Source organism: Cellulomonas sp. NPDC058312 (genome assembly GCF_042880135.1).
Lineage (GTDB): Bacteria > Actinomycetota > Actinomycetes > Actinomycetales > Cellulomonadaceae > Cellulomonas.
Window position 1 is genome coordinate 708,546 of record NZ_JBHVZE010000003.1, and the last position, 18,363, is coordinate 726,908.

Here is an 18,363-nt window from a genome sequence, read left to right on the forward strand (position 1 = left end):
CTCGGCTGGCGCGGGCCGGGGGTGAGGGGGTTTCACCCGGGGGGTGGGGGCGGTGCGGGCGTGGGGTGGTCGATCGGGAGGGGACCGCCCCCGACGAGGACCTCACCATGCCGCGCCTGCTCACCCGCCCGACCGCCACCCCGCCCGCCCGCGGCGCCGACCTGCTGACCGCCGCGGTCGCCCTCGCCGGCGCCGTGCTGCTGACCCTGACGCTGCTCGCCCCCGTGCCCGCCGCGGCCGCGCCCGCCGCACCCGCAGCGGGCACCACGACCGGCGACCGCCTCACCAGCGGCGCGCAGCTCGCGTCGGGGGCGACCCTGGTCGCCGTCGGCAGCGCGCACCGGCTGAGCGTCCAGCCGGACGGGGACGTCACCGTGCGGCTCGGCACCGGCCCGGTGCTCTGGCACACCGGCACCACGGGCAACCCCGGCGCGCGCCTCGTGCAGCAGCCGTCGGGCGCGCTCGAGGTCCGGTCGACCGCGGGCGCCGTGCTGTGGAGCACCGGCGTCGCGTCGCCGGGCGCGCGGTCGATCATCAAGCCGGACGGCGTGCTCTACACGGTCGACACCGCCGGGTCCCTCGCGTGGAAGTCCACCCCCGACGGCCCCGCGCTGCGCACCGGCGGCGCGGGCGACCGGCTCCCGTCGGGCGGCGTCCTGCTGGCCGGCGAGTCGGTGGGCACCGGCGACGTGCGCCTGGCGATGGGCGGCGACGGGGACCTGGTGCTCACGCGCGCCGGCACCCCGGTCTGGCGCAGCGGGACCGCGGCGCGCGGCGCCCACGCCCGGGTCACGCCCGACGGGGCGCTCCAGGTGGTGGCCGTCGACGGGTCGGTCCGCTGGACGTCCGGCACCAGCGCCCCGGGCGCCCGCCTGGTCGTCAAGGACCACGCCCGGATCTACCTCATCACCACCGCGGGTGCGAGCGCCTGGTCGACCGCGACGCCCACCGGCGCCCCGGTGCCCGCCGTGCCCGCCGTGGTGTCGCTGCCGCTGCCCGCCGCCCTGCCGCTGCCGGTGCGCCCGGGCGCGGGGATCGGCGGTGGCACGGGGCTCGGCGGCGGCTCCGGCACCGACGCCGGCGGCGGCACCGACGAGCGCGTCTACCGCACCGTCCTGCAGCGCGCCCCGCAGTACGCGGACCCGGCGTCGACCGTCGCCGAGGCGGCGCGCACCGCGCAGGCCGAGGGTCGGTCGGCGGACGCCGCGCTGCTCGCCCGGGCCGCGTCGGGCGGGGCCGCCCGGTGGCTCGGCCCGGCCGACGGCACCGCCGAGGTGCGCGCCTACGCCGCCGCGGCCACGGCCGCGGCCCGGACCCCCGTGCTGGTGACCTACGCGATCCCCGACCGGGACTGCGGGAACCACTCCGCCGGCGGGTTCGCGACGCCCGCGGAGTACCGCGCCTGGGTCGACCGGGTCGCCGCGGGCCTGCGCGGGTCGTCGGCCGTGGTCGTCGTCGAGCCCGACGCGCTGCTGCACCTCGACCGCTGCGGGAACCGCGACGACCGCACCGCCCTGCTGCGCTACTCGGTCACCGCCTACGCCGCCGCCGGCGCGGAGGTCTACCTCGACGCGGCCAGCAGCAACAGCTTCGGGTGGAGCGCCGCGCAGCTGCAGGAGATGGCGCTGCGGCTGCGGGCCGCCGGGGTGGACCGCGCCGCCGGCTTCTCGGTCAACGTCTCGAACTTCCAGCGCACCGACCACGAGGTCGCCTACGGCCGCTACCTGTCGGCGCTGCTCGGCGGGCCCGCGTTCGTCATCGACACGTCCCGGAACGGCAACGGCCCGCTGCCCGGGCCCGACGGGACGGTCTGGTGCAACCCGGAGGGCCGCGCGCTCGGTGCACTGCCCGCCGCCACCGGCAGCGGCCCGCACGTCGCGAACCTGTGGGTCAAGACCGTCGGGCGGTCCGACGGGCTGTGCGGCGGCGGGCCCGCGGCCGGGACGTACTGGGAGCCGTACCTGCTGGGGATGGCGCAGCGCGCGGGCTGGTGAGGCGCGGGCGCCTGTGCTCCGACCGGGTGATGCTCACCCCCGGAGCGTCGGTCGGGCTCACCTGCGCCCACGGCGCACCCGATAGCCGGGATACCCGTCGTCCAAGGAGACCCGCCGCGTGAACCCCGTCCGCACCGCCCTCAGCGGCATCACCGAGGCACGGGCGACGATCGCCCGCGTCGAGACCGCCAACCCGCACACGGCCGGGCAGGTGCGCCAGGCCGTGGGCGCGGTGCTCGTCGCCGACGGTCTCGTCGGCCTCGAGGTCCCGGGCGGGAAGAAGTCACGCCCCGGCATCGTCGGCGCGCTCGGCGGCGTCCTGATGGGCCTGGCGTTCATCGCGATGCCCTTGTTCGCCTTCGGGCTCTCCCCGGACACGGACGCCTCCACCACCGGCACGATCACCGCGGTGTCCCGGTACGACGACACGTGCGGTCTCCAGGCCGTCTTCACCGTCGACGGCCAGGAGTACCGGACGAGCTCGACCGCCCGGTCGAGCTCCTTCTGCTCGAAGGCCGTCGGCGACGCGATCCAGGTCGACTACGACTCGACCGACCCGGGCCGCAGCGAGACCGCCGACCCGACCGGTCGCCTCGTCCTGATGGTGTTCGTCGCGGTCGGCGCGCTGATCGCGCTGGTGTCGCTCGGTCAGGCGGTGCTGCGCTGCGCCTCCCTCGTGTACGGCCTCCGGCTGGTGGCGACCGGCTCGGCCCAGGCGAAGCGGCACCCCCGGACGACCGACGACGCCGGTCTGGTCGAAGAGGCGCGGCAGGCGATCACCGCCGTGCTGCTCAGCCACCGGCGCGCGGGCCGGCGGTCCAGCACGACGCCGGTCGGCGGCGCCGCGCCCACGGCCGCACCCGGGCCGCCGGTGCCGTCCTGGGCTCCGGGGTCGCCCGCCGCCGCGGCACCCGTCGTGGCACCGCCCGAGCCGCTGATCGCGGCCGGCTGGTACCTCACCGCCGACCAGCGGCACTACCGCTGGCACGACGGCACGTCGTGGACGGCGCACGTGCGTCCGACGCAGGACGAGAGCGCGCTCCCGCAGCCGTGAGGACCACGACGCGCACCGCGCGCGCCGATCGACCGGGCTCTGCTGGAGCACCGTGACGGAGAGAGGGTCGACGCCACCCGCCGTTCCGCATGCGGTGGGCCCACCGGTCAGGGGGACGTACCGGGAGCCGTACCTGCTGGGGATGGCGCAGCGCGCAGGCCGGTAACCCCGGGCGCGGCAGCAGCCCCCCGGGCCTCAGCCCTGGGTGGTGCGCCGCCGCGCCGACCCGACGCCCAGGGACAGCAGCAGTCCGGCAGCCACCAGCAGCCCTGCGACCCCGACCACCACGCCGACCGCGGAACCGGTGACGGCCAGCGCGTGGTCGGGCGTCTCGGCGGAAGCGGCCTGGTCGGCCACGACCGCCTCCATGACGACCGCCTCGACGACCGTGAACGTCGCCGCGGCGGCGCCACCGCGGCCGATCGCGGTGACCCTGTGCTCGCCCAGCGGCGTCCCCTCCGGGACGGTGAACGTGAACGCGACCTCGCCGGCCGCGTCCGCGGTCACGGTGCCGAGGTCGACCGGGTCGGACGCCATCGCGACCGCGACCACCTCGCCCGCCGCGAACCCGGCCCCGGTGACGGACTGCTCCTGACCGGCGACCACCTCGGGCCGGGTCACCGCGACCTGCGGCGGGCCGAGCACCTCGATCGTGACCTCGACCGCGGTCGCGCCCGGCGCGATCCCGTTCGTCGCCACGAGCGTGAACCGGTACTCCCCCGGCGTGGTCGGGGTGCCGGAGACCAGGCCCGTGCTCGCGTCGAGCGTCAGCCCGTCCGGCAACGCACCCTGGCTGATGGTCACGGTCGGTGCCGGAGCCCCGGCGACCTCGGGCTGGAACCGGTACGGCGTCCCGACGACCGCGCCGGTCGGCAGCCCGGAGAGCACCGGAGCCGAGGACGGCAGCACCTCCCACGTCGTGGTCGTGACGTCCGTGACCGAGCGCACGTGCGCCGCGAGCTCCACCCGGTACGTCCCGGCGGCCGAGGGCGTGCCCGTGATCCGGCCCGTCGCGGCGTCGAGCGTCACGCCCTCCGGCAGGCCGGTGGCCGAGTACGTGACCCCCGGCGCCCCCGCCGGGCTCCGCGTCGCGGCGAGGCGCGCGTCGGCGGACGGCAGACCCGCGTACCCGGACCGGTCGGGCACCGGGTCCAGCGCCACCGTGACCCCCACGAAGCGCCCGAACCCCGGGACGGCCTCGCCGTCGGCCGTGACGAACGGGCTCCCGCCGACCAGGTAGGCGCCGTCCGCCATCGGGACGATCGACGTGATCCAGGCCTGCGCCGCCGTCGAGAAGGGCGGGGCGGGCAGGAGCCGCATGCGCGGGTCCAGCCGGATGACCTGGCCGACCGGCTCCCCGCCGTAGGTCCGGAACGACCCGGCGACCACCGCGCTGCCGTCCGGCTGCACGGCCAACCCCGTGACCCGGCCGTCCACCGCTGCCGTCGCGTCCTCGACAGCGAGGTCGAGCTGGGGCGTGAGCCGGACCAGGTAGCCGACCGGCTGCCCCTGGAACGTGCGGAAGGTGCCTGCGACCAGCCAGCCGCCGTCGGGCAGCGCGGCGACCATCTCCACGGAGCCCCCGGCGAATCCCGCGCCCAGCGCCGCGGCGAAGTCCCCGTCCACCTGGAGCCGGTCGTCGACACGGATGATCCCGCCCGGCGCCGGCTGCCCCCGGAACTGGAAGAAGTTGCCCGCGAGCACGAACCCGCCGTCCGGCAACGGCACGACCTCGTACACGATGCCCATGTACCCGATGCCGTCACCGAGCTCCGCCTCGAACGCGCTGTCGAGCTCCAGCTCGGGTGTCAGCCGTGCCAGCCCCTGGAGCTTCCTCCCGTGGTAGGTGGCCGTGATGCCCACGCCGATCACGAGCGAGCCGTCGGGCATCGGTGCCACCGCGAAGACGGTGTACCCGTCGAACCCGGTGCCGAGCCGCTCCATGAAGGCGACGTCGAGCGTGAGCTCCGGAGTCAGCCGCGCGAGGCCCGGGGCGGGCTGCCCCTGGTAGGTGGTGAACGATCCGGCGACGACGTAGCCGCCGTCAGGCATCGGTGCCACCTCGTACACGCGGGTGCTGGACTGGCCTCGGGTCTGCCCACCGAATCCCTCCCCCACCCGCGTGGCGAACGCCTGGTCCAGCAGCGGACCGGTCGTCTCGGCCTGCGCCGGCGCGAGTCCACCGAGGAGCACCAGGACGACCGCCAGCGCCGAGACGGCGAGCGCGCGGAGGCCGGACGTCCGTGGACGGGCGTCGACGGACGGATCAGGATCGGTGCGGACGGGCATGAGACTCCTCGGTCGGGCCCCCGTCGGCCCGGGGGCGCACACGTCGACGGCCCGACGTCGGTCGGGCCGTCGGCGACCGGGTGACGCTAGCGCGGCACCGACACCCCCACGGCACCCGGCGACGGAGTCTGCGTACCGGGGCGCACCATCTAGGTGCTGACCGGGCGAGACTGCGTACCGGAGGACGACCGACGTACGCAGTGCCCTGGGCGGAGGGCGTGGGATTCGAACCCACGAGGACGCCTTTCGACGCCCCAACGGTTTTCAAGACCGTCGCTTTCGGCCGCTCAGCCAGCCCTCCCGGACGCGAAGACCCTACCGGCCGGTCCGCGGCCCCGCAGCAACGGCGGGCCAGCGCGGCGTCGCGTCCCCGAGCGGGGCCGAGGCGAGCGGGTCCCACCACCGGTCGGGGCGCCCCGGGGCGACCACGGCGAGCCCGCGCTCCGCCGCAGCAGCCGCCAGCAGCGGGTCATAGGAGGCGAACGCCGTCACCTCGGGGTGCGCGACCGCGACGCCGAGGTGCAGCCGACCGAACGGCGACAGGCCCGACTCGTCCAGCGCGGCGACGTGCACCGCCTGGTCGGAGAACCGCGCCACCTCGAGCCGCTCCGTCACGGCGTGCAGGCGCGCGCGGACGTGCGCCGGCGTCCACAGGGCAGCGAGCCGGAGCTCGGCCAGGGACAGCGACGTGACCAGGAGGTCCGGCAGCCGCTGCTCCGCCCACCGCTGCCAGTCGACCGACTGGTCCGGGGCGGGCAGGAAGCGCACGAGCGCCGAACCGTCGGCGTAGACCCGCACGCCCCGAACCCTATCGGGACGCGCGGGTCCGCCGGACGGTCAGGCGCCGCGCAGACGCTCCATCGCGAGCTGGACCAGCGAGATCAGCGTCTGCTTGGTCGCGGTGCGCGAGCGGGCGTCGGTGTACAGCACCGGCACGTGCGCCGGGATGGCGAGCGCCTCGCGGACGTCCTCCAGCCGGTGCTTGGCCACGCCGTCGAAGCAGTTGACGCCGACCACGAACGGGATGCCCCGCGACTCGAAGTAGTCGACGGCCGGGAAGCACTGGTCGAGACGGTCGGTGTCGACCAGGACGACCGCGCCGATCGCGCCGCGCACCAGGTCGTCCCACATGAACAGGAAGCGGTCCTGGCCCGGGGTGCCGAACAGGTAGAGCCACAGCGAGCCCGGCAGCGCGATGCGACCGAAGTCCATCGCGACCGTGGTCGAGGTCTTGCGGTCGGTCTGGCCGCCCGCGTCGTCGACGCCGACCGAGTGCTCGGTCATCGCGGCCTCGGTGTTCAGCGGCTCGATGTCGGAGATGGAGCCGATGAAGGTCGTCTTGCCGACGGCGAACCCGCCGGCCACGACGATCTTGACGACGGTGGGCGCGGCGCCCATCGTGCCCGCGTCGCCCGACGGGCGCGCGGTGGGGACGGCAGCGGCCTGGCCGGTCGCGGTGCCGGCGTCAGAGGGCGGAAATGCCATTGAGAACACTCTCCAGGACGCTGAGGGACAGGGCAGGCGACTGGCCGGTCTTCGCCTCGACCGGGTCGGACGTGTGGACCTTGATGAATCCGGCGTCCGCCAGGTCGGAGGTGACGATGCGCGTCACGCCCAGGGGCAGGTGCAGCAGCGCCGACAGCTCCGCGACGGAGATGTACCCGTGCGACGCGTGCTGCAGGATCGCGCGCTTCTCCGGCGTCAGGCCCTGCGCGGAGGCTGCCGCGGGCAGCATCTCCACCAGCGCCTCGAGGGGGTAGTCGGACCGCTCCGACTTCACCCGGCCGCCCGTGAGGGCGTACGGGCGGACGGTCCGCGTCTCGAACTCGCTCTCGCTCATCGGCTACCTCACGCAGACGGAGCGCGCATGGCGCCGTCGACGGGCAGGCTGCCGCGCATCTCGCTGATCAGCTGCGGGGTGAGCGTCGCCTCGGTGCGGGACACCAGCATCGCCATCTCGTAGCCGATGAGGCCGACGTCGCACGTGGCCTCGGCCACGACCGACAGGACGGACCCGTTGGAGACGCTCATGAGGAAGAGGAACAGGTTGTCCATCTCCACGATCGACTGACGCACGTCGCCGGCGCGCAGCTGGCGCGCCGCCCCGCGGGTCAGGCTGGACATGCCGGCCACGATGGCGGCGAGCTGGTCGCCGCTCGTCCGGTCGAGCTGCTCGGACATCGCCATGAGCAGACCGTCGGCCGACACCACCAGCGTGTGCCGGGTGCCGGGCACGGTCCGGACGAAGTTGTCCAGCAGCCAGCCGAAGTTGGCTGCCTCGGTGCTGAGGGTGGTCACACATCCTCCTGATGTGAAGCAGCCGGAGCTGCGGGGACGGGTGTCACCACGAGGGCGACGGCGGGACGGGCTGCTGGTCGGACTCGGTGCGGGGCTGCTGGTCGGGCATGGTACCCGGCTGCCCCTCCCCGGCGTCCGTGAGGGAACGACGCCCTCGCCGGCTGCCGGACTGGAAGCTCGACAGCCGGGACCGCAGGCCGTCGGCGTCGCGCGCCGGGGCCGGGCCGGAGTCCGGGGTCGAGATCTCGGGTGCCGCCGGGATGGCGGTCGGCACGCGCCGGGTGAGCGAACCGCCGGCGGGCACGTCGACCTGGGGCCGGTACGCGGACAGCTGGGTCAGCTCGCTCAACGCCTGCTCCTGGATGTCGGCGCGCAGGGAGAGCATCGCGGCCGCCTCGGCGTCCATGCCTCCGGGGCGACGGGGGGACTCGCCGGTCGACGCCGGGGTGCTCGCGGCGGCGGGTGCGGCCGCCGGGCGCGACGACCAGGTGGGTGCCGGGGCCGGCTGCGGGACGCTGCCGCCCTCGGGCGACCAGGAGGACGCCCAGGCGCTGATGTCCCGCGGGGCGCGACGCTCCGCGATCGGGGCCGCGGTCGGCTCCGGGACGGGCGGCGGCACCGCGCCGCGCGTCCGGGTCGGCAGCGGTGCGGCCGCCGGGGCCGCAGCGGCCCAGGTGGGCTCCGCGGGGGCGACGGGCGCAGGCGGGGCCGCCACCGGCTGCACGGGTGCGACCTGCTCCGGCGCGAAGGCCTGCGGGGCACCCCAGGAGGGCGCCTCGGCGGCCGGCGGGGGCGCCCACTCGGCCGGCGCCTGCGGGGTCCAGACCGGTGCGGCGGCGGCCGGCTGCTCCGCCTCGACCGCCGCGGCGGCGGCCGGGAGCCACGTCTGCGACAGCACGGGGGCCACCGCCGGGGCGACGGGCTGCGGCGCGACCGGCTGGGGCGCGGGCTGCTGGACGACGGGCTGCTGGAGCACGGGCTGCCGCGCGACGGCCGGGGCCGGCGGCGCCACGGGCACGCCCGCCGGCGACGACGTGGCGGGCCAGGCCGGGGCCGCGGACGGCGCCGGCGTGGCGGCGACCGGGGCCGTCGGCTCGGCCTGCTTGCGCCGGAAGGAGAAGAACGACCGGCGCTCGCGCTGCCGGCGCGCGGGCTCGGCCGGCTCGTCACCCTGCACGAGGGAGGTGAAGTCCGGCAGGGCCGGGGCGGTGGGCGCGGCCGGGGCGGGCGCGGCGGGTGCCGGCGCTGCGGCGACGGGCTGCGGCGCGGGCTGCTCGGCGAAGGCCTGGGGTGCGGGCTGCTGCGCGTACGGCGCGTGCTGCTCGACCGCCTGCGGCTCGGCGTGCTGCGGCTCGGCGTGCCGTGCCACCAGCGGCGCGGGGGACGACTCCGTGGGGACGGGCGCCGACCACGCGGGCGTCTCGGCCCAGGGAGCCGGTGCGGCGGGCGCCTCCTGCGACCACGACGGCGCCGGGGCGTCGTCCTGCCAGGTGGGTGCGGGCGCGTCGTACGACGGAGCCGGCGCGTCCTGCGACCACGCGGCAGCCGGGGCGTCCCACGAGGCGGCGGGCTGCTCCCAGCCGGGTGCGGCGGGCTCGCTGACGGTGGCGGCGGGCTCGGTGACGGTGGCGGCGGGCTCGCTCGCGGCCCAGCCACCGTCCCACGCGTCGCCGGCGTCGGGCGTCTCGTCGGGAACGAGGCCCGGCACGACGAACGCGGCGGGCTGGACGGGGGCCGGCTCGTGCTCGGGCTCGGGGGCCGGCTCGGGCTCGGGGGCGGTGCGGAACGCCCCGAGATCGGCGGTGGTGTCGGCGACGGGCTGGCGCGTGACCAGGGGCAGGTCGCCGGTCAGCGGCGCCGACAGCGCGTCCAGGCGCGCGTGGTCCTCGGGGGACAGCTCGGGCTCGTGGTCGGCCATCGCTGCCTCGAACGAGGCGGTGTCGAAGACGGCCGTGTCGAACACCGACGCGGCGGGGGCGGCGACCGGCTCGTGGGGCGCGTCCTCGGGGTACGCGTGCTCCTGCCGCGCGGCGTCCTCGTGCGCGGCGTCCACCTGCGCGGCGGCCTCCGGAGCGGGTGCCTCGTGCGCGGCGGCCTCCGGAGCGGGTGCCTCGGTCCCGCCCGGCGCGACGGACGTGGCGGGCCCGTCCTGCTGGGGCGTCTCGCGCTCCCCGGCGGCGAGCTCGCGCGCCCGGAAGGCGGAGAACAGGCCGCTGCGGGGACCGGCGGGCGCCGCGGGGGCGACGGGGGCCTCGTCGACAGGCGGCAGCGCGGGCGTCCGGCTGGGCAGCGAGCCCCGGGACGGCAGCGCGGCGGGACCGGCGGCGGACGGCGCGACGGCGGGGGTCCAGCCGCTGGCCTCGGCGGTGATCTCGGGCGAGAGCGTGGTCTCGGTCGGCGCGGGCAGGACGACGTCCTGCTCGGTCGGCAGCTCGGAGCGGCCGCCCGCGGGCGCGTCGGCGGTCCGGCGGCGCGGCAGGCCCGTGGTCGTGGCGCCGTCGGTGAGCGCCGCCAGGTCGACGGGGACCGCGACGGGCGCGTCGGCGACCGGGACGGAGCCCGTCGCAGGACCCGAGGCACGCTGGGCGGCACCGGGGCCGCCGGTGAGCGCGGGGTCGTTGGAGGTGAACAGCGCGACGGGGAACCGGACGACGGCGGCCGTGCCGGAGACGTCACCGGTGGCGCGGACCAGGGAGACCCGGGCGCCGAGCCGCTGGGCCAGGCGGGCCACCACGAACAGGCCCAGGCGCTGGGCGCCGAGCGCCTCGGTCGGGGACGTGGACGCGATGGTGCGGTTCGCGGCCTCGATCTCGGCGGGCGACATGCCCAGGCCCTGGTCGACGATCCGGACGACGACGTGGTCGCCGTCGACGCCGGTCTCGACGACCACCGGCGTGCCGGGCTCGGAGAACAGCGTCGCGTTCTCCAGCAGCTCGGCCAGCAGGTGCGCGGCTGCCAGCGCGTTGAAGCCGTGCATCAGCGGGTCGGCCCGCAGGTCGAGCTGGACGCGGTCGTACTGCTCGATCTCGGAGGAGGCGGTGCGGACCACGTCGGACAGCGGCATCGCCTCGCGCAGTCGGCGGCCGGAGTCGATGCCGGCGAGCACGAGGAGCGACTCCGCGTTGCGGCGCATACGGGTCGCGAGGTGGTCGAGGCGGAACAGGTTCGCGAGGACCGCCGGGTCCTCCTCGGAGCGCTCGAGGGAGTCGATGAACGACAGCTGGCGCCCGAGCAGCACCTGGTCGCGGCGGGCGACGTTGACGAACATCTCGGCGATGGAGCCACGCAGCGCGGCCTGCTCACGGGCGACCTGGATGGTGGTGGCGTTGACGTCGTTGAACGCCTGGGCCAGCCGGCCCACCTCGTCCTGGGACTCGACGGGGATGTCGGCGAGCGTGAGGTCGGGGCTCTCGCCCGGGACCGCCACCTGCTCGACGAGGCGCGGCAGCTCCTCGCGGACGTTGCCGGCCGCGGCCGTCAGGCGCCGCATCGGGACGACGATCCCCCGCGACACGATGAAGGCGATGACGATCGACAGCACGGCGGCGGCGACGGTCAGGCCCACGGTGAGCAGCGTCTGCTCCTGCGCCTGGGTGGCGAGGGCGTCGGCGTCGCTCGCGGCGGACTCGAGCAGGTCGGCGGCGACGGGGCGCAGCGCGGCGAGCTCGGCGTTGACGAGGCCGTTCCACCGCGTCGCGTCCAGCGCGGACACGGTGAGCTCGTTGCCGGAGGTCAGCGACAGCTGCATCGCCGTGAGGTCGGCGTCGCGCGACGGGAGCTGGATGTTCCCGAGGCGCAGGTTGTTGGTCAGCTCACGGGCCTCGGAGCGGGCGTTGTCGCCGACCGCCAGGAGGGCGGCGAGCTCGCGCACGGTGCCGGAGTCGGCGCCGTCGTCCGCGAGGACGTCGTCGGCGACCGGGCCGGCGCGCAGCACCTGCTCGATGGTCTCGGCGATCGCGGCGTACGCGGACATCTGGCTGGCCAGGGACCGCTCGGACAGCGTCTCCGCGACGACGCCGGTGACGTTGTTGTCCGAGTCGACGATGTCGGTGTAGTTGCTGGACACCAGCGTCGCGGGGATGGTGTCGGCGTCGACGCGGGCGCGGATCTCCGCGAGCCGCCCGTGCTGGGTGTCGGCGGTGACGACCGCCTCGCGGACCCGGGCGTCCAGCGCGGACAGGTCGAGCGCGCGGACCGCGTCGGTGAGCTCGGCGATCGCGGAGTCGGTCGCGGCGCGCGACGCCGCCAGGTTGCCGCCGAGCGGCTTGTCGTCCGCCTCCTGGACGGAGAGCGTGCGCTCCTGCTGGAGCGACTCGGCCGCGCGGCCGGACAACGGCAGCACCGCCACCACGTCGCGGACCGTGGCGGCCGTGCGGGCCTGGTTCACGGACTGCGCGGTGACGAAGGACGAGATCGCGAGCAGGACGAGCACGGGCACGGCGAGGACCGCCAGCACCTTGGCGCGGATGCCCAGCCTGCGCAGCATGTCGACCTGCCTCCCGTTCCCTGTCGTCCGCCCGGCGACCGTGGTGCGGCCGCCCGGCGCGGGCACCCCGTTCAGGGCACCCGTCCGAACCTCATCGGCGCCCCACCCGCCCGACTGAAGCCCCGGGCGCACTTTCATCCGCTGTGTGCTGCGCCGACGCCGTGCGTAGGCTCGCACGATGCGGGTGGTGCAGGTCAAGGAAGCAGGCGGACCGGAGCAGCTGGAGACGGTGGAGCGCGCCGGTCCCCGACCCGGCCCCGGTGAGGTCCTGGTGCGGGTCGCGGCCGCGGGCGTGAACCGCGCGGACCTCCTCCAGCGCCAGGGACACTACCCGCCGCCGCCCGGTGCACCCGACTGGCCGGGGCTCGAGGTGTCCGGCGTCGTCGCAGGTCACGGCCCCGGCGTCGATGTCGCCGCGTGGCCGCTGGGTGCCCGGGTCGCGGCGCTGCTGCCGGGCGGCGGCTACGCGTCCGAGGCCGTCGTGCCGGTCGGGATGCTGCTGCCCGTCCCCGACGACGTGGACCTGGTGGACGCCGCCGGGCTGCCCGAGGCGGTGCTCACCTCGTGGACGAACCTGGTCGACGCCGGCCGGCTCGCCGCGGGCGAGGTGCTGCTCGTGCAGGGCGGGTCCGGCGGCGTCGGTTCGATCGCGGTGCAGCTCGGCGCGGCCCTGGGCGCGCACGTCGTCGCCACGGCAGGCGGGGCCGAGCGCGCCGCGCGGTGCCGGGAGCTCGGCGCGCGGGACGTCGTCGACCACCGCACGCAGGACGTCGTCGAGGCGGTGCGCGCGGCGACCGGGGGGCACGGCGCGGACGTGGTCCTGGACGTGCTCGGCGCGGGCGGGCTCGCGACGCACCAGGCCCTGCTGGCCACCGGCGGTCGGCTGGTCGTGATCGGCACCCAACGGGGTGCTCGCGGGGAGATCGACCTGGGCCTGCTCATGGCCCGTCGCGCCAGCGTGATCGGCACGACGCTGCGGCCGCGTCCCCTGGCCGAGAAGGAGCGGGTCGTCGCGGACGTGCGCGCGCACGTGTGGCCGATGCTGTCCGACGGGCGGCTCCGTCCCGTCGTGCACGCGCGCCTGCCGCTGGACCGCGCGGGCGACGCGCACCGGCTGCTGGACTCCGGCGAGGTGTTCGGGAAGGTGCTGCTCGTCCCGTGAGCACGTGACGCCCGCGGCGGCGCCGGAGGAGGATGGCGAGCATGAGCGAGACGAGCACCCCCGGCGACCCGACCCCCCGGATCGTGGTCGTGGGCCAGGACGCGCCCGCGAGCGGCGAGGGCACCCCGGGCGCGACCCCGTCCGGGACGGTCGGCCAGCCCGCGAAGGTGATGCGGATCGGCACGATGATCAAGCAGCTGCTCGAGGAGGTCCGCACGGCGCCGCTCGACGACGCCGCCCGGGCGCGGCTGGCCGAGGTGCACGAGCGGTCGCTGCAGGAGCTCGAGGACGGCCTGTCCCCCGAGCTGGTCGAGGAGCTGCACCGGCTGACGCTGCCGTTCGGGGACGACCAGACCCCGAGCGACGCGGAGCTGCGGATCGCGCAGGCGCAGCTGGTCGGCTGGCTGGAGGGCCTGTTCCACGGGATCCAGACGGCCCTGGTGGCGCAGCAGATGGCGGCGCAGGCGCAGCTGAGCCACATGCGGGCCCTGCCGGGCGGCTCGGGCGGGGCGCACCCGGCACCGCAGGGCGACGCGGGGCCGGGCCAGTACCTCTAGGGCCGCGGCCCGGCCGAGGGCACTGCGTAGGTGGTCGGGGGGACGGCGGACCGCCCCTCAGTTGCGCCGCGGCCGATCGCGGCGCCGCAGGTCGGTCGTGCGTAGGTGACGTCAGCAGTCCCGCCTGGGTGCCGGAGCGGATCTAGCGTCCCCGTCGACCGGGAGCCACGCCGTGTGGGACGCGCCCGGCCCGGCCCTGGCGCCGGACCACCGAACGAACGGGACCACCATGACCGCACCACTGGAGGCGTCCGCGCGTCTCCGCCGAGCAGGGGCCACCGCACTGGCGGCGGTCCTCGTGCTCGTCGCACCGTCCGCCGCGTGGGCGCTGCCCTCACCCGACCACGGCCCCACGGCGGGCGGGACCCTGGTCGCCGGTCCGCTCCCGGAGCGGACCGACCTCGTCCTGTCCCCCGTGGGCGGGGGAAGCAGCGGGAGCCACACGGTGCTGCTCGACCCCGACGGTGCGGCGGTCGCGTGGGGGGACAACGTCGCCGGCCAGCTCGGCGACGGCACGACGACGTCGACGAGCCGTCCCGTCCGGGTGCTCGCACCGGCGGGCGTCTCGTTCACCCAGGTCGCCACCGGCGAGGACCACACGGTGGCGGTCGGCTCGGACGGCGCGACGTACGCCTGGGGCAGCAACGCCAACGGGCAGCTCGGTGACGGCACGACCGCTGACTCCTCCGTCCCGGTGCGCGTGCTCACGCCGGCGGGCGTCGAGCTCACGGCGGTCGCGGCGGGCGCCGAGTTCACCGTCGCGACCGCGTCCGACGGGACGCTGTACGCGTGGGGACGGAACAGCTGGGGCCAGCTCGGAACGGGCACGACCGAGAACGCGGCCTCGCCCGTCGCGGTGACGATGCCCGCGGGGGTGACGTTCAGCGGGGTGTCGCTGGGGACCGGCGTGGCCTACGCGGTCGGGTCCGACGGCGTCACGTACGCCTGGGGCAGCAACACCCGGGGGCAGCTCGGTACCGGCAACCTCACCGCGTCCCGCGTCCCGGTCCCGGTCCGCACCCCCGTCGGGGTGACCTTCGCCCGGGTCGTGGCCGGCTCCACGCACGGTCTCGGCCTGACCGCCGACGGCGACGCGTACGCGTGGGGCTCCAACGCCTTCGGGATGCTCGGCGACGGGACGACGACGGACCGGTGGAGCCCGGTACCCGTGGCGCTGCCGGCGGGCGTCCGCGGGCTCTCGGCCAGCGCCGGGCAGTACCACTCCGTGCTGATCGGGTCGGACGGCCTCACCTACGCGTGGGGGGCCGGCTCCGTCGTCGGTCACGGCACCACGGGCGACAGCCCGACCCCGGCGCTGGTCCGGACTCCCTCCGGCGTGACGTTCACGGACGTCGCCGCCGGGTTGCGGCACACCGTCGCGCAGGGGTCGGACGGCCTCACCTACACGTGGGGCCAGAACACCGTCGGCCAGCTCGGCGAGCAGGCGGGGCCCGACGGGTCGACCGTCCCCGTCGCGCTGCGACCGGAGCCGCTGGTCACCCAGGTCGCGTTCGGCGGCGTGCCCGGCACCGACCTCCGCCAGGACGCCGCGGGCTGGACGGTCACGACGCCCGCGGGCCTGTGCGGACCCGTCGACGTGACCGTCACGTCGCGCCTGCTGGACGTCACCACGACGACGTCCACGAACGCCTTCACCGCGGGGACCTCGCCGACGGTGACGCTCCAGCCGGTGGCCCCGCCGGCGGCGGGGACGGGCACCGAGGTGCGGCTCGTCGCGGCGGCCGAGGGCGACCCCGCGCCGACGGTGCAGTGGCAGCGGTCCGCGCCCGGGTCGGACTGGGCCGACGTCGTGGGCGCGACCTCCGAGGAGCTGGCCGCCCGGGTCGAGGACGGGACCCGGCTGCGCGCGGTGTTCACGAGCTGCGCCGGCAGCGTGACGTCCGACGTCGTCGAGCTCGCGGACCTCCCGCTGCCCGGCGCGGTGCCCGCGACGACCGCGGACACGGCCGCGACGCCCGGGACCGTCGACCCCGCTCCCGACGGCGACGGCGCGCTCGCCACCACCGGTGCCCCGGTGCTGGCGTGGGCCGTCGGCGGTCTGGTCCTCGTGCTGGCCGGGTCGCTGCTCGTCCGCGCTCAGAGGCTCCGCGGTTGACGCGGGGTGGCGGCGCCAGGCTGGGGGGTGGCGTGGCGGGTCAGCGCGCCGCCGCGCCACCCAGGCCCGCGGCGAGCAGGGCCACCGAGGCGTCCGCCGCGGCGTCGTCCCGGGTGCTCAGCCACGCGGTCGTGACCCCGGTCGACGCCGCGACCAGCGTCTCGGCCAGCGCGCGGGCCGGGACCGCCAGCACCGCACCGGTGTCCTGCTGCCAACGGTCCAGCATCTCCTCGACGTGCTCGGCGTAGGCGACCTGCTCCCGGCGGGCGACGTGCGCGAGGTCGGGCGTGCGGGCGGCGACGGCCACGAGCTCGGCGGTCAGCAGGTGGTACTCGGGGTCCGACCGCACCCGGTCGAGCACCGCGCCGAGCGCCGCCGCGATGCCGGCCTGGAGGTCCGTGCCGCCGGCGACCGCGTCCCACGCGCGGCCGAGCGACGCGTCGAGCTCCCGCTCCAGGAGCGCCGCGAACAGCTCGTCCTTCGACCGGAAGCAGTAGTGGAACGCCCCCTGCGGCAGACCGGCGCGCTCGGCGACCGCACGGGTGGTCGCCGCGCCGACCCCGCCCGCGCGCATCACCTCGACGGCGGCGTCGAGCAGCTGCTCGCGCCGCTCGGCGGCGGGGCGGTGCTCCCGGGTCGTGCGTGCCACCGTCGGGTCTCCTCGGGCCGGGGTCAGGGCTGCCGCGCGGGGTCCCGGTCGAGCGCCCCGGAGCGCCACATGGCGATCGGCGCCGTCGCGCCGAAGCCCGCCACCCTACCGGTGGGGACGAACCCGAACCGGGCGTACAGGGCGGCGCTGCGCTCGGTCGACGCCTCCAGGTAGGCGGGCGCGGGCGCTCCGGATCCGTCCACCGCGCGGAGACGGGTGTGCAGCAGCGCCGAGCCGGTGCCGCGGCCGCGGGCCGCGGCGCTGCTGCCGATCGCCCCGAGGTACCAGTGCGGCTCCCCCGGCCGGGACGCGTGCAGGTGCCGGTCGAACGCCGCCCCGGCGCGCAGGCCGGTGACGCCGAGGGCCCGCACGTACGAGCCGACGTCGCGCAGCAGGTCGAGCAGGCCCTCCGACCGGTGCCCGGGCGCCGACCAGACCGCGACACCCAGGACGGCGGGGTCGCCCTCCGCGCGGGCCAGGTCGACGACGCCGTGCCGCAGGCCGCGCCGGACCAGCGCACGGAACAGGTGCGTGAGGCGCCGCTCGCGGTCGGCGGGGCGGCCGCCGACGAGCGAGGACATCAGCGCGTCCTCGCGGAAGGTGCCGGCGAGGACGTGGGCTGCCTCGTCGACGTGGACGGGCGCAGCGGGGGTGACGACGACCATGACGGCTCCTGACGGCGGGGACGACGAGCGGACCACCCCACCGTAGGCAGTTCAGGTCAGTTGACCAAGTCGTCCGACCAGATCTTCACCGGTCCCGCACGTCCGGGTCGGGCGACCGGCGCGTCGCCGTCAGCACGATGGCCACGGACACGCACCCCAGCCCCACGACCTCCCACCCGTGCGGCAGCTGCCGCAGCGCCACCGCCCCGACCACCGCGGCCGTCGCGGGCAGCATCGCCAGCAGCACCGCGAACGTCGCCGCGCTCACCCGGCGCAGCACCACCTGCTCGATCGCGTACGGCACCACCGAGGACAGCACCGCGATGCCCACGACCGCCGCGGCCAGACCGGCGTCGGCGAGCACCGGCGCGGCGGGGGCGGCGAGGAACGGCGCGCCGACCAGCGCGCCCGCGGTCATGCCGACCGCCAGCGAGGCGATGCCGTCGGGGCGGGGCCGGGGGTCGGGGCGCGGGCCGGCGCCCGGCACCTCGTCCACCTCGGCCCGACCCACCGCCACGCGCCGCCCGAGCAGGATGTACCCCGCCCAGCAGGCCGCGGCGAGCCCGATGGCGACCAGCCCGCGCACGCCGTCCTCGCCACCGGCGCGCAGCTCGACGCCGGCCAGCGCGACCACTCCCGCCGCGGCGACGACGATGCCCGCCCGCTCCCGCCACGTCCGACCGGTGACCGCCGCGACCGCGACCGGCCCGAGGAACTCGATGGCGACGGCCGTCCCCAGCGGCAGCACGTCGATCGCGACGTAGAACGTCACGTTCATCGCCGCCAGCACCACGCCGAAGGCCGCCGCGGTCACCAGCTCCGCCCGGGTCCACCGCGCCCGCCACGGGCGCCGCCACGCGAGCAGCACCACGGCCGCGACCGCGATCCGCAGCCACGCGACCGTCGGCGCGGCCACCACGGCGAACAGGGCCACCGCGAGCGCCGCGCCGCCGTACTGCGCCAGGCCCGAGACCAGGAACAGCCCGGGCGCGGGCACCCGGCCGAGGGCGCGACCCGCGCCGGCGCCCGGGGTCATCGGGTCGGCCCCTCGCCGTGCATCTCGTGGCCCTTCCCGTCGCCCTGGCGTGCCGGT

General features: G+C 76.9%; 14 protein-coding genes and 1 tRNA gene. 5 read left to right on the forward strand and 10 right to left on the reverse strand.

What is annotated here, in order from left to right; genetic code table 11:
* Window positions 1-107 precede the first annotated feature (107 nt).
* Both ACFVXN_RS12205 and ACFVXN_RS12210 read left to right on the forward strand, forming a co-directional pair.
* Window positions 108-1,994, forward strand: a complete 1,887-nt coding sequence (locus tag ACFVXN_RS12205) for a glycoside hydrolase family 6 protein (RefSeq protein ID WP_389232378.1) — start codon at window positions 108-110, stop codon at window positions 1,992-1,994.
* Window positions 1,995-2,112: 118 nt separating this feature from the next.
* Window positions 2,113-3,048, forward strand: a complete 936-nt coding sequence (locus ACFVXN_RS12210; RefSeq protein ID WP_389232381.1) for a DUF2510 domain-containing protein — start codon at window positions 2,113-2,115, stop codon at window positions 3,046-3,048.
* A 195-nt stretch (window positions 3,049-3,243) separates the two neighbouring features.
* Here the strand turns inward: ACFVXN_RS12210 and ACFVXN_RS12215 are convergent, their stop codons facing one another.
* The 7 genes from ACFVXN_RS12215 to ACFVXN_RS12245 form a co-directional block, all read right to left on the reverse strand.
* A complete protein-coding gene (locus tag ACFVXN_RS12215; RefSeq protein WP_389232383.1) occupies window positions 3,244-5,337 on the reverse strand; it encodes a putative Ig domain-containing protein in 2,094 nt (697 codons plus the stop codon).
* 210 nt (window positions 5,338-5,547) lie between these two features.
* Window positions 5,548-5,638: transfer RNA gene (locus ACFVXN_RS12220), tRNA-Ser, on the reverse strand.
* Between the two features lie 14 nt (window positions 5,639-5,652).
* Complete coding sequence (locus ACFVXN_RS12225) at window positions 5,653-6,135, reverse strand: hypothetical protein (protein ID WP_389232386.1); 483 nt, start codon at window positions 6,133-6,135, stop codon at window positions 5,653-5,655.
* 39 nt (window positions 6,136-6,174) lie between these two features.
* Window positions 6,175-6,822 (reverse strand): ATP/GTP-binding protein, encoded by a 648-nt coding sequence (locus ACFVXN_RS12230; RefSeq protein ID WP_389232389.1) that lies wholly within the window; start codon window positions 6,820-6,822, stop codon window positions 6,175-6,177.
* On the reverse strand, window positions 6,803-7,177 hold the full coding sequence (locus ACFVXN_RS12235) for a DUF742 domain-containing protein (RefSeq protein ID WP_389232392.1): 375 nt from the start codon (window positions 7,175-7,177) through the stop codon (window positions 6,803-6,805). The genes ACFVXN_RS12230 and ACFVXN_RS12235 overlap by 20 nt, the downstream gene beginning before the upstream one ends.
* A gap of 8 nt (window positions 7,178-7,185) precedes the next feature.
* Entirely contained in the window at window positions 7,186-7,635 is a 450-nt protein-coding gene (locus ACFVXN_RS12240) for a roadblock/LC7 domain-containing protein (RefSeq protein WP_389232395.1), read from the reverse strand.
* 43 nt (window positions 7,636-7,678) lie between these two features.
* Window positions 7,679-12,121 (reverse strand): nitrate- and nitrite sensing domain-containing protein, encoded by a 4,443-nt coding sequence (locus ACFVXN_RS12245; RefSeq protein ID WP_389232398.1) that lies wholly within the window; start codon window positions 12,119-12,121, stop codon window positions 7,679-7,681.
* Between the two features lie 178 nt (window positions 12,122-12,299).
* Between ACFVXN_RS12245 and ACFVXN_RS12250 the strand changes: the two genes are divergently transcribed.
* From ACFVXN_RS12250 to ACFVXN_RS12260, 3 genes are all read left to right on the forward strand, one after another.
* Window positions 12,300-13,283 (forward strand): NAD(P)H-quinone oxidoreductase, encoded by a 984-nt coding sequence (locus ACFVXN_RS12250; protein WP_389232401.1) that lies wholly within the window; start codon window positions 12,300-12,302, stop codon window positions 13,281-13,283.
* A 41-nt stretch (window positions 13,284-13,324) separates the two neighbouring features.
* Window positions 13,325-13,840 carry a bacterial proteasome activator family protein gene (locus ACFVXN_RS12255; RefSeq protein WP_389232404.1) on the forward strand — a complete coding sequence of 172 codons (516 nt, stop codon included), beginning with the start codon at window positions 13,325-13,327 and terminating at the stop codon, window positions 13,838-13,840.
* A 229-nt stretch (window positions 13,841-14,069) separates the two neighbouring features.
* Complete coding sequence (locus ACFVXN_RS12260) at window positions 14,070-15,956, forward strand: RCC1 domain-containing protein (RefSeq protein WP_389232407.1); 1,887 nt, start codon at window positions 14,070-14,072, stop codon at window positions 15,954-15,956.
* Window positions 15,957-15,996: 40 nt separating this feature from the next.
* Here ACFVXN_RS12260 and ACFVXN_RS12265 read toward each other — a convergent pair whose 3' ends face one another.
* From ACFVXN_RS12265 to ACFVXN_RS12275, 3 genes are all read right to left on the reverse strand, one after another.
* Entirely contained in the window at window positions 15,997-16,605 is a 609-nt protein-coding gene (locus ACFVXN_RS12265) for a TetR/AcrR family transcriptional regulator (RefSeq protein WP_389232410.1), read from the reverse strand.
* A 23-nt stretch (window positions 16,606-16,628) separates the two neighbouring features.
* A complete protein-coding gene (locus tag ACFVXN_RS12270) occupies window positions 16,629-17,270 on the reverse strand; it encodes a GNAT family N-acetyltransferase (protein WP_389232413.1) in 642 nt (213 codons plus the stop codon).
* Window positions 17,271-17,355: 85 nt separating this feature from the next.
* On the reverse strand, window positions 17,356-18,267 hold the full coding sequence (locus tag ACFVXN_RS12275; RefSeq protein ID WP_389232619.1) for a DMT family transporter: 912 nt from the start codon (window positions 18,265-18,267) through the stop codon (window positions 17,356-17,358).
* Between the last annotated feature and the right edge of the window lie 96 nt (window positions 18,268-18,363).